This is a genomic window from Amycolatopsis thailandensis (assembly GCF_042723255.1).
GTDB lineage: Bacteria > Actinomycetota > Actinomycetes > Mycobacteriales > Pseudonocardiaceae > Amycolatopsis > Amycolatopsis thailandensis.
On the sequence record NZ_JBHXJK010000208.1, the window covers coordinates 1 to 10,546 of the forward strand.

General features: G+C 68.6%; 10 protein-coding genes. 3 read left to right on the top strand and 7 right to left on the bottom strand.

Annotation, left to right across the window (positions count from 1 at the left end):
* Nucleotides 1-213: 213 nt before the first annotated feature.
* The 5 genes from ACFWMR_RS40670 to ACFWMR_RS40690 form a co-directional block, all read right to left on the bottom strand.
* The gene (locus tag ACFWMR_RS40670; protein WP_093937449.1) at nucleotides 214-1,026 is read right to left on the bottom strand and encodes an AfsR/SARP family transcriptional regulator; all 813 of its coding nucleotides are present in this window, start codon (nucleotides 1,024-1,026) and stop codon (nucleotides 214-216) included.
* Nucleotides 1,027-1,405: 379 nt separating this feature from the next.
* Nucleotides 1,406-2,497: a thiamine-phosphate kinase gene (locus ACFWMR_RS40675; RefSeq protein WP_378382241.1), complete on the bottom strand. Its 1,092-nt coding sequence runs from the start codon at nucleotides 2,495-2,497 to the stop codon at nucleotides 1,406-1,408.
* Nucleotides 2,481-3,077 (bottom strand): dCTP deaminase, encoded by a 597-nt coding sequence (gene dcd, locus ACFWMR_RS40680; RefSeq protein ID WP_378382242.1) that lies wholly within the window; start codon nucleotides 3,075-3,077, stop codon nucleotides 2,481-2,483. The genes ACFWMR_RS40675 and dcd overlap by 17 nt, the downstream gene beginning before the upstream one ends.
* The gene (locus ACFWMR_RS40685) at nucleotides 3,068-3,769 is read right to left on the bottom strand and encodes a hypothetical protein (protein WP_378382243.1); all 702 of its coding nucleotides are present in this window, start codon (nucleotides 3,767-3,769) and stop codon (nucleotides 3,068-3,070) included. Before ACFWMR_RS40685 ends, dcd begins: the two co-directional genes overlap by 10 nt.
* Nucleotides 3,766-5,046 carry a helix-turn-helix transcriptional regulator gene (locus ACFWMR_RS40690; RefSeq protein ID WP_378277865.1) on the bottom strand — a complete coding sequence of 427 codons (1,281 nt, stop codon included), beginning with the start codon at nucleotides 5,044-5,046 and terminating at the stop codon, nucleotides 3,766-3,768. The genes ACFWMR_RS40685 and ACFWMR_RS40690 overlap by 4 nt, the downstream gene beginning before the upstream one ends.
* Before the next feature lie 363 nt (nucleotides 5,047-5,409).
* Here ACFWMR_RS40690 and ACFWMR_RS40695 point away from each other — a divergent pair, with 363 nt between their 5' ends.
* Together ACFWMR_RS40695 and ACFWMR_RS40700 are read left to right on the top strand one after the other, a co-directional pair.
* Nucleotides 5,410-5,742: a hypothetical protein gene (locus ACFWMR_RS40695; protein WP_378382244.1), complete on the top strand. Its 333-nt coding sequence runs from the start codon at nucleotides 5,410-5,412 to the stop codon at nucleotides 5,740-5,742.
* Nucleotides 5,739-6,377, top strand: coding sequence for a hypothetical protein (locus ACFWMR_RS40700; protein ID WP_093937443.1), 639 nt, complete (start codon nucleotides 5,739-5,741; stop codon nucleotides 6,375-6,377). The genes ACFWMR_RS40695 and ACFWMR_RS40700 overlap by 4 nt, the downstream gene beginning before the upstream one ends.
* Here the strand turns inward: ACFWMR_RS40700 and ACFWMR_RS40705 are convergent.
* Complete coding sequence (locus ACFWMR_RS40705) at nucleotides 6,283-6,948, bottom strand: class I SAM-dependent methyltransferase (RefSeq protein WP_378382245.1); 666 nt, start codon at nucleotides 6,946-6,948, stop codon at nucleotides 6,283-6,285. The two genes, ACFWMR_RS40700 and ACFWMR_RS40705, sit on opposite strands and share 95 nt — an antisense overlap.
* Before the next feature lie 101 nt (nucleotides 6,949-7,049).
* A complete protein-coding gene (locus ACFWMR_RS40710; RefSeq protein ID WP_378382246.1) occupies nucleotides 7,050-7,736 on the bottom strand; it encodes a DUF998 domain-containing protein in 687 nt (228 codons plus the stop codon).
* 235 nt (nucleotides 7,737-7,971) lie between these two features.
* On the opposite strand from ACFWMR_RS40710, the gene ACFWMR_RS40715 reads away from it, so the two are divergent.
* Complete coding sequence (locus ACFWMR_RS40715; protein WP_378382247.1) at nucleotides 7,972-10,470, top strand: M14 family zinc carboxypeptidase; 2,499 nt, start codon at nucleotides 7,972-7,974, stop codon at nucleotides 10,468-10,470.
* The last annotated feature ends 76 nt before the right edge of the window (nucleotides 10,471-10,546 follow it).

The following is a 10,546-nucleotide window of genomic DNA, read 5'->3' on the forward strand; positions in this document are numbered from 1 at the left end:
CTTTCGGGACATCTGACGTCCCGAAAGTGGCTTTCGCGACATCGAGTCCGGCCGTGCGAGCGGTAGAACCCGCCGCCTTTGCCTTGCGTAGCAATAGAACGACACCTGTCACTCGCGACCGTCCCGCGCTCCGGCAGGACGCGACACCCGAACCCGCCAGACACGTGAGCACGACACCATTGCCTTTCGGCCCGCGACACGGCGCGGCCGCCATCAGGCGAGCCGGAGACTGGACAAGCTGTCGGGCGCTTCCATCGTGAGCAGTGTGTCCGTCTTGAGAATGGCCTCGAACAGCCGTTTCGTCTGCGGACTGGGTTCCAGTCCCAGGTCTTCGGCGAGGGTGCGGCGGAGCCGGTGGAACACCATCACCGATTCCGCGCGCTGGCCGGAGCGGTAATGCGCCACCATCAACTGGGCGTGGATGTTCTCGTCCATCGGATGGGTGGCCGTGAGCTGCCGCAGTTCGGCGATGACCGCCCGATGCCGTCCCAGCCGGAGATCCGCGTCGATGCGTTCGCCGAGGACGCTGAACCTGGTCTCTTTGATTTCCAGCTGGTAGGCGGCCACCGACGGGCCCATCCGGACGTCGGTGAGGACGGGTTCTTCGCACAACCGCAACGCGGAGTGGAACAACGTGGCGGCCCGGCACACGTTGTCCATGCCGAGTTCTTCCCGTGCCGCCTCGACCTGCCTGTCGAACAGTTCTTTGTCGAGGCATTCCTTCGGTACCACCAGCTGGTAACCCTGGTGCCTGGTGCGCAATTCGAGCGTCGCGTCGGGCGAGTCGGCGCTCGCCGGGATGGACCGGAGGATCTTGCGTAGTTGCAGGGTATAGGTCTGCAGCGTCGACAAAGCACTCTTGGGTGGGTCCGTCGGCCACAGTTCGTCGATGCAGCAGTCCACCGAAACGACTTCGTTGGAATTAATCATGAACAAAGCGAGAAGGTGTCGCAACTTGGGTGCCGTCGGCGTGTAGTCAACACCGTTCGAAGTCAAGGAAAGGCGGCCAAGTATACGCAACTTCATGATACCCCCGTATGCGCAATGGACATTATGCTCACGTGGCGGAAAATCCGGCCAAACATCCTATGTTTTATCCTAGCAGGAAGCTTCTGGGCCGAATGGGTGTTCCCAAGGGTGGCGAACCGGCGATTTGCTGACGCACGGCGACAGGCGGGTGCGGGGATTTCCTGGTGGTTGGTCCATTCGTCCCTTCCCGGTGGGGTTCGTGGCCACGCGTGACGACAGGTGTGTTCCGCGCTCGGACGTGTTTCCATGGTGAGCGGGAAACTCTACGTGATCTTATGGAATCACCGAACGGCATTAATGCCGACGCTGTCAATGTCCGTCGAGGCGCCCTTTGGTGAAAGCGGGGCGCGGAATGGACTTTTCCGCGCCCCGCCGATCAGCTCGCGCGCCTGCCGAGGACCTCGGTGATCAGCTTCGGAAGGTCGCCGCCATGCCACGAACTCGGCGAGAACCGCTCTTGCGCGATCCCGTTCCAAGGCTCGGTCTTCTCACCGTCGTCCAGCGAGATGCCTTCCTCGCGGGTGGCGAAGATGCCGATCTCCTGCGCCGCGACGCCTTCCTCGGTGAGAACCTTCCTGGCGAGCTCGACGTCTTCCGGCCGCACGGCGACCACGAGCGTCCAGTCGCCCCAGGCCTGCGCGAGCTCGAACCGGCCGAGCCCCGACTGCGCGCAGACTTCGGCGGGCGCGTCGTCGAGGTGGATGTCCGTCCTGATCCGCGCGCCGAGACCGTTGGCGCCGCAGAGGGTCCGCACGGTCGGGAAGAGGCCGTCGGACACGTCCATCGCCGCGCGTGCCAGCCCCGCCGCGGCGAGTGCCTTCCCGGCGGCCACCTGGGCCATCGGACGGAAGGCGCGCTCACGGATCCCGGCGACGATCGCCTCGGGCAGCCGGGCCTGCTCTTCGACGAGCAACGCGTACGCCCAGAGGTAGCCGGGCGAACCGACCAGCAGCAGACGATCGCCCGCCGCGGCGCCCGCGCGCCCGAGCCTGCCGCCGGGAACGCACCGGCCGATCGCGGTCGCGGTGAGCTGCCGGACCGGTCCGTCCCGGAGATCACCGCCGACGACCTTGGTCCCGTGCGTCTTCGCGCAGTCGTCGACACCGTCGAGGAGCCGCCGGAACTCGCCGGCCGTGGTCGTCTTCGGCAGGGTGTAGTTGACGACCAGCCCGAGCGGGGTGGCGCCGGCCGCCGCGAGATCGGACAGGTTGATCGTCGCCAGCAGCCAGCCGGCGTGGTAAGGATCCGTTTCGCCCAGGCTGGTGACCAGCGGGGTGGGGCAGCTGTCGGTGGTGGCGACCAGTTCGCCGAGAAGCCCCTCTTCGGCGTCCAGGACGGCGCAGTCGTCACCGAACCCGCGGACACCGCCGTAGCGTGGCCGCAGGATGTGCTCCAGGATCGCGTGCTCGCCGAGTTCGCCGAGGTGGACGCCGTCGCCGACGGGCGAGAGTTCAGTTACGACCGACATGGTCCGCCAATCGGGACGGGGCGACGGTGTGGTCGCTGGAGTAGTTGTTCGGCATGGCGCCGTAGGACTGGTCGCTGCCGGTGGTGGCGAACAGCATCAGGTTGCAGATCCGGGTGCCGGGGTGCAGGAGCACCGGATGCCGCAGGTGGTTCACGATCTCCAGGGTCAGCACGGCACCTTTCTCACTGCCGAAGCCGGGGCTGACCTGACCGCACAGGACGACGCTGATCCCGAGCCGCGCGTAGTCGCTCGTGCCGTCGACGAGCCCGGCGAGTTTCTCCGAAAGCCCGATTTTCTCCAGTGTCGGCGCGAGAACGACCTCGCCGGGCTCGACGCGCAGCCTGCCTTCGGCGTCGAGTTCCTTCGGTCGCAGTTCCGGATACGTGCTCCGGTCGGCGATGTCGACGGTTCCGGTCGTTTCCAGCGCGAACGCCTCACGGCCGAGCCGCAGGCTGATCGCGGCGGGGCGGACGAGACCGGGGTCGAACGGGGTGACGGAGAGTTCCCCGTTCCGTTGCGCGCGCCGGATCGCCCTGTCGGTCAGGATCCCGCGGCGCGGCGCGGGCCGGATCAGGGGCATGACGCCACCGCTTTCGCGACGGCGCCGACGAGGTCGCGGAAGTCGGCTTCGGTCAGTTCGCCGTTGGGCTGGTCGTCGGTCTGGCCGGGTTCGCAGTAGACGACGGTGGTGCCGGTGCGGTGCGGGCCCTGGATCACCACCGTCGCGGTCAGGCCCGCCGCGATCGGCCGGACGGTGTGCACGACGGTGGTGTCGCACGCGTAGACGTCGCCACGTCGGACGTGCGGAGTCTTTTCCACCGCGAGACGGGCTTCGCCGTCCGCGAGCAACGCGGCCGGGTTCGCCGGATCGGCGCCGTAGCGGTACCGGTCGTGCGCCTTGCCGACTTCGGTCGTTTCGCGGTATTCGACCATGTGCAGGCCTTCGCCCGCGACGATGGCCGAGGCGAATTCCCAGCGGTGGCTGTGCGGATTGGATTCACCGCGGGACGGTTCCTCGGACTCCGGCCAGACGTGGAGCCGGATCCGGAAATCGGCCGAGGCGTGCAGCACCATTTTGGCGAAGCCGTTGGGATGCCAGTAGGAACGTTTCGCCGCGGCGCGCACGGCTTCTTCGTCGCCGAGGATTTCTTCGAGCCACGCGAGAAATGCGCCCGGGGCGTCCTGGACCCGGTGCGCCACCATGCGCAGCCAGGTCAGGTCCGCCTCGCCGGCCGGAGCGGCGACGAGGGTCGGGGGCGGGGAGTCGATCATGGAGTTCCTGGAGGACTGAGCGGGGGTACGGCCACCGCGAGGGCGGCCGCGCGGAGGGCTGTGACGGCGTCGAGCGTTTGCCAGATCGGCAGGTCGCCACTGCCCCAGACCCAGAGCCCCTGATCGGCGTCGTAGCGCTCCCAAAGGGTTCCGAGCGCCCGGTTGAGCCGGGGGAGGGGCAGGCGGGGGGCGTTGGCGAGTGCTTGGACGACCCAGGCGGCGGTGAAGTGGCGGATGATGATCCGGGTCGTGCCTTCACCGTCGGGCCGGGGCCTTTCCAGGTCCTCGGCCACGCCGTCGTCCGAGTGCGACCGGTCGATGAGCCATTGTGTGGCTTCGTCGGCCGCTTCACGGACGTCGTTGCGATCTTCACGGCTGCGCAGGACGTCCCGCAGAGCGACGACCGACCGCGCGGTGTGGACCACCGAGGCCTCCGGGGCGACGAGTCCGGCTTCGTTCTTCTCGGGCCACAGGCGTGAGCCGTCGAAGTCGAGCCGGGCCGCCAGGAGGGCGTCGATCAGCCGGTCGGTCAGCGGGGCGTCCGGCCGGAGCCGGACCGCCGTGTGCAACACGGCGGACAACAGGTACGGGCGGGTCCGGCTGTACGGGTCGAGCGACCCTTCGAGCCGTTCCAGCCCTTCGTCGGCGGACAAGGTGCTGGTGCGGAAGAGCGCGTCCACCACCGACGCGGTGGTCTCCGGTCGCTTGCCCCCGGCGCGCCCTCGCCAGCCGTGCGCCGATTGCAGCCGGTAGAGATCCTCCGACAGCGTGTGTAGGTCGATGTAGGGATCGCCTACCACCAGCATCGTGTTGATCCCGTACGCGGTGCTCAGCGCCTTGGGCCCGGTGTTCTTCTGCAGGTTGTGCCGCCAGCCGAGCGGTTTGCCGTCGGCGTCGTGGATCAGGTGCTCCGCGAGTTTCGCGCCGACGGTGTGGAAGACCTGGAGCAGCGAACGGGAAGTGTCGACGACGCCGGCGTCGCCGGCCGCGGGCGCGGCGTGTTCCTGGGGTGATCGGGCCTTTTCCACCAGCTTGAACAGCGCGTTCGCGGCGCGGAAGTGGTCGTCGAGCTGGCGGGCGTTGTGCGCCGACGGCAGGTACTTGGCGGTCTCCCACTGGGTCAGGTTCGCCCTGGTGACGCCGATGATCCTGGCGGTTTCCGCCTGCGTTTCGCCCGCGGCCTTGCGCAGCCTTCGCAGCTCACGGCCGACATCCGACGCGGTAACGGTTTCCGCATCGGGGCTTACCGGCCGTCCCCCGGTCGATGTAGGCTTCATGTAGGCACTAGACACGGGCTTACCTACCTCGGGTAGGCAATGTAGGGCGGTGACTGAACGTGCACACAACGGCGAGAGTACAGCAAGCGAATCGGACCGCGCTGGCGCGTCGGTCAACGTCGTGTCACAACGTGGGAAAGGGCGCGACGGGACCTGTTGTACCAGGTCCGAGGGTGCGCGACCCGCCCGGCGGCCAGGGCCGGTGCGACCCGGGCACGACCGGAAAGCGGATGCTGTCAGCCATCTGATTGTGACGCTGCGCATCCGAACCGGCTCGAGCCGTCTGCGGGCCACACGAATGCCGGAGTAGGCGTCGTGTGTGCCGACCCGAGTCCGCGCTCCGCAGTATCGGGGGTGAACTCCATGTCCCACCACGAGAACCACACGTCAACACCCCGATCTTGGTTCGATCGGCTTCTTCAGCGCTTCCGCGAATGGCTCTTCGCGACCGGCGAAGACGCCCGCGCCGCCTCGCGCGGCTGGCAGGTGATCCGCGTCCAGGGGAGCAGGCGCCGCGTCTACCGCGATCCCCGCTGGAACACCGTGCACGCGTGCGAACCGTGCGGCGGCACGGGGTGGTGGCCCTACGAAGACGCCGTTTGCCCGGACTGCGCCGGTGCCGGTGTCGTCCGCTCCATTCCCGCGGCGGCGGTGGCCGCCGAACAGACCGCCGGTCGGACAGGAGGAAGGTCATGAGCCGTTGGCAGGAACCCCAGGCGATCGCCGAGCTGGCCAGGGAGGTCACGGTGGTCAGGCGGCCGAACCCGTTCGCCGCCCTCTATCACTGGCGGTACGAGATCGGTGCGCTGCTCGTCCTCCCGTACGCGTTGTTCACGCTGTTCGAGACGGCAGGCCCGATCTGGGCCGCGGTCGTGCTGTTCGGCGTCGCGAACTGGCTGTTCTACTGGAAAGCGGCGCGGCGCGCCCTCCGTGACAGGCTCCGCTCGATCGTCGTGCAGCACCGGTTGCGGACCGGGTTCGCCCGGGCGCGGGTGTGCACGCTCGACGGCAAGCTGCCGGTGATCCTGTGGACCAAACCGCGCGGTGACGAAGTCGAGGTCACCGTGTTCTGCCCCGCCGGGGTCGGCTACGAGCGCATCGAACAGCGGCGGGCCCTGCTCGCCGCGGCGTGCTTCGCCACCGACGTCCACGTGTACCGCCATCACAAGCGCGCCAACGTGGTGCACCTTTCGGTCTGCACCGCGCGGTTGCGCAAGGACGCCGACGAGGACGAGTTCACGCCCGCGCGACGATATGCCGGGCAAGCGGACGGTGCCGCCATTCCCCTTCAGGGGCCCTTCGCAGGAACTCCTCGCGTAGCGCGGCGATGAACCCTTCACCGCGCATGCTCGCCAGCGGCCGCATCGGCCCGGACCGGGTGTGCGCGGTGAAGAAGGTGTCCGCGTCGGGGTGGACCATCGGGAACGACAACGGTTCGTCCCGTTCCAGCACGAAGTCGCTCAGTGCGGGGACGAGCCGCTCTTCCCAGGAGCGGTCTCCGGCCGGGACGCGTTCCCGGAGGACGTCGGACAGCACCGTGAACGGCCCGCCGGGTTCGGTGCTGTGCGGCCAGTAGACGACCGAAAGCAGGCCACCCGGGCGTAGCGCGCCTGCCCAGGACCGGAGCGCGGCGTCGGGTTCGGGCAGTTGCTGGAGCCCGAAGACCGAGACGATCGCGGCGGCGGAGGCCGGTTCCAGTGCCGAGGCGTCGCCTTCGACGACATGGACGAGTTCGTTGCCCGCGGCCCGCTTTCGCGCTTTGGCGGCCATGCCCGCGGACAGGTCGACGCCGACGATCTCGCGGCCCGGAAATCGCGCGGCGAGCGCGTCGAGTTCCGGGAAGGTCCCGCAGCAGGGAACGAAGACGGGGCCGTCGGGCAGGCCCGCGGGAAGGGCCCGCACCGCCGCGTCGACCCACGGCGCGAACCGGGGGACGTAGTAGGCCTCGTACCCGTCGGCGGCTTCGTCCCAGCCGCGGGCGATACGGGCGAGGTGTTCGGCGGTCAGGACGCGACCCGTAGCGCTTCGGCCTCTTCCGCGACCGGGGCCGCCACCCGGGCCGGGATGAGCAGCGACGCCAGCGCGATCAGCCCGGTCAGCGCCATCGCGCGTTCGACCAGCCCCAGCGGGATCGCCTGCCACCACGGCCTGCCGCCGTTCATCGAGACCACGATCGCCCCGAGGATCACGCCGAACCAGGCCAGCGCGGCCAGCGCGAGCACCCGCGTCACCGCGCGGCGAGCGGGGGAGGCCGGGAAAACGGCTTTCGCGGCGAACCACACGGCCAGCGGCAGGCAGACGAAGGCCACGACGCTCGCGATCCGGTGCACGGTGCCGCCTGTGCTCGGCCCGATCGCCCAGTTGTTCTTCGGGAACGCCACGATCACCACCAGGCTCACCGTCCAGAGCGCGCAGAAGACCGACGCCGCGGACAGCGCGGGAAGGTGCTTACGGCGGATCAGCGCGCCGAAGCCGATCGCCGAGCCGATGGCGACCAGCAGGACCGCGACGTCGAAGATCCACTTGTTCTCGCTCAGCGCGTACTCGCTGATGGTGCGGCGGACCGGGCTGATGCCGCTGGTGGCGGGGAGGACCTGCAACAGCAGGATCAGCAGCGCGCCGCCGGCGACCGAGCCCACGGCGGCCAGCAGTGCCAGCGGGGACCTGGCGGTGACCTGGGACGTCGTCATGGTGGAAAGGTAACCGTCCAACCTGAAGGTTTTCTTAGGTCTTCCTGTCGGAATCGACAGGAAGTCCCATTCTACGGTGTCCGGTCGTGGTGATCGTTCCTGCACTTTCGGTGAGATCGTTGGGCCGAAAGGGGTGCAGACGACTTGTGGCGGGTCCCTCGGACGGGGTCCCGGGTCTAGTGTCTCGCTACCGGTGACCTCACCCGGTCACCGGACTGTCCAAGGAGGTCAGTCTGTGGGGTATTCACCAAACCGGCGAAGAGCGGGATGGACGGCGGCGACACTGGTGCTCGCCGGCACCTTCGTGGCCCTTCCGTCGGCCACGACGGCGGGGGCCGCGGACAACGTGGTGCGCGCCAATCAGGCCGTACCGCGGTCCTGTTTCGCCTCGTTGCAGAAGCCGGGCACGTCCGGCACCGATCGCCGCGAGTTCACGTCCACAGTAGACGGTCTGCTGCAGGCGCGGCTCGCGCCTCGTGGCGGCGCCGAGGGGGACTGGGACCTCGCGGTCTTCGATCAGGCGACCGGTGCCGTGGTCGCCGCGTCCGCCGCGTTGCGCAGTCACGAACTCGCCGAAGGCTTCGTGAAGAAGGGCCAGAAGCTGGTCGTGCAGACCTGCCGGTACGACGGGCAGACGCGCGACGCGCTACTGGGGGTCGACTTCCTCGCGCTCACGCCGCAGGGGACACCGACCGGCGCCGCGCCCGCGCCGCAGCGCGCCGAACTGGTCCGGGTCGAGACCCCGGCCAAGAAGGACAAGGACAAGCTCCTCCGGCTCGGGCTGGACGTCACCGAGAAGGCCGACGCCACCGGCGTCGAGGTCGTCCTCGCCAACGACGCCGACCGCAAGACACTGGCGGACAACGGCTTCAAGTCGAAGGTGGTCGACGCCGACCTCTCGGCGAGGTCGATCCAGAACGCCAAGACCGACCGCGAGTACGCCGCGAAGACGCCGGGCTCCACCCTGCCGTCCGGGCGCACGAGCTACCGGCACCTCTACGACTACCAGTTCGAGGTCAAGGAACTGGCCCGCAAGAACCCCAAGCTCGTCACGGCGTTCACGCTGCCGCAGCCGACCTGGGAAGGCCGTGACGTCGTCGGTCTCGAGATCGCGACCGACGTCAAGAACATCACGGACGGCAAACCGGTCAACTTCACCATGGGCGTGCACCACGCCCGGGAGTGGCCGGCGGGCGAGCACGCCATGGAATGGGCGATCGAGCTGGTCAAGGGCTACACCGGCAACAACGCCGAAATCCGTGGTCTGGTCGGCCGGACGCGCAACATCATCGTGCCGATCGTCAACGCCGACGGCTTCGAAATCTCCCGTGAGGCCGAGCCCAAGGGCGACTTCTCGCGTTTCGACTACGAGATGAAGCGCAAGAACTGCAACGTCAACGACTCGCCGAAGGAATTCGCGACCGGCGTCTGCAAGGCCAACCCCGGCGGCCGTGAACGCGGCACCGACCCGAACCGCAACTACGCGGGCTTCTGGGGCGGCGCGGGCGCGTCGACCCTGTGGCGCAGCGACACGTTCCGCGGCTCCGGCCCGTTCTCCGAGCCCGAGACGCAGAACATCCGCTCGATCGTGTCCAACCGCCAGGTGACCAACCTGATCACGCTGCACACCTTCTCGAACCTGGTGCTGCGTGTCCCGGGTGTCGCCGCCGTCCGCCCGCCGCTCGACGAGCCGGCGTACAAGGCGCTCGGCGACAAGATGGCCTCGCGCAACGGATACACCAGCCAGCCGTCGTGGGCGCTCTACGACACGACCGGCTCGACCGAGGACTGGTCGTACTGGGCCACCGGTGGCTGGGGCTTCACCTTCGAGATCGGCAACACCGAGTTCCACCCGCCGTTCCAGGCCGGTGTCGTCGCCGAGTACACCGGCGTCGCCCCCGCCGCCGGTGCGGGCAAGGGTGGTAACCGTGCGGCCTTCGTCGACATGCTGGCCAACACCGCCGACCCGGCGGCGCACTCGACGCTGATCGGCACGGCGCCGAAGGGGCACCAGCTGAAGCTGCACAAGACCTTCCAGACGCCGACCGCCCCGGTGGTGCAGCCGGACGGCTCGACGAAGCCGCCGATCTACGTGACCGACAACCTGAACTCGTCGCTGTCCTCGACCGGCGGCCGGTTCGCGTGGTCGATCAACCCGTCGACCCGTCCCTACGTCGCGGGCCGCTACGGCCGCGAGCCGCAGGGGCCGGTGCAGGCGAACATCCCGGTGACCAACCCGGCGGGCGTCCCCGCGACCAACACGAACTACCCGACCGACCCGACGTCGGAGAGCTTCACGTTCCACGTCGACGGGCTGCCGAAGGTGGACAACGGGAAGTTCAGCGTCGACGTCAAGTGGGCCAGCCAGGACACCGACTGGGACCTGTACGTCTTCGACGCCGCGGGCAACATGGTGTCGTCGTCGGCGAACGGTTCGACCACGGAAGAGCACGCGATCCTGTACGACCCGCCCGCTGGGGACTACCGGGCCGTGCTCGTCAACTACGCGCAGGCGAACCCGTCCACTGTGGACGACTGGACCGGCGGAGTGTCGTTCCAGGCGCCGATCCCGCCGACCTACGGCCCCAAGGAGGCGTACCAGCTGACCTGTACGTCGCCGAAGGGCAAGCTCGTCGGGCTGGCGGACGTCTACATCGACCGCGGCCAGACGGTCGACGTCGGTGAGGTCTGCACCCGTTCCGCGCGCGCCAACAAGGAGCGCTCGGTCCGGTAGCCGCTTTGGCGGTACATGAAGGCCCCCTTCCTTGCGCCAGGCGCAAGGAAGGGGGCCTTCACACGCGTCAGACCTG

Bases quoted from the DNA above. Each gene is read 5' to 3' on its own strand.
- ACFWMR_RS40670 (WP_093937449.1), bottom strand. From the start codon at position 1,026: ATGAAGTTGCGTATACTTGGCCGCCTTTCCTTGACTTCGAACGGTGTT.
- ACFWMR_RS40675 (WP_378382241.1), bottom strand. From the start codon at position 2,497: ATGTCGGTCGTAACTGAACTCTCGCCCGTCGGCGACGGCGTCCACCTC.
- dcd (WP_378382242.1), bottom strand. From the start codon at position 3,077: ATGCCCCTGATCCGGCCCGCGCCGCGCCGCGGGATCCTGACCGACAGG.
- ACFWMR_RS40685 (WP_378382243.1), bottom strand. From the start codon at position 3,769: ATGATCGACTCCCCGCCCCCGACCCTCGTCGCCGCTCCGGCCGGCGAG.
- ACFWMR_RS40690 (WP_378277865.1), bottom strand. From the start codon at position 5,046: ATGAAGCCTACATCGACCGGGGGACGGCCGGTAAGCCCCGATGCGGAA.
- ACFWMR_RS40695 (WP_378382244.1), top strand. From the start codon at position 5,410: ATGTCCCACCACGAGAACCACACGTCAACACCCCGATCTTGGTTCGAT.
- ACFWMR_RS40700 (WP_093937443.1), top strand. From the start codon at position 5,739: ATGAGCCGTTGGCAGGAACCCCAGGCGATCGCCGAGCTGGCCAGGGAG.
- ACFWMR_RS40710 (WP_378382246.1), bottom strand. From the start codon at position 7,736: ATGACGACGTCCCAGGTCACCGCCAGGTCCCCGCTGGCACTGCTGGCC.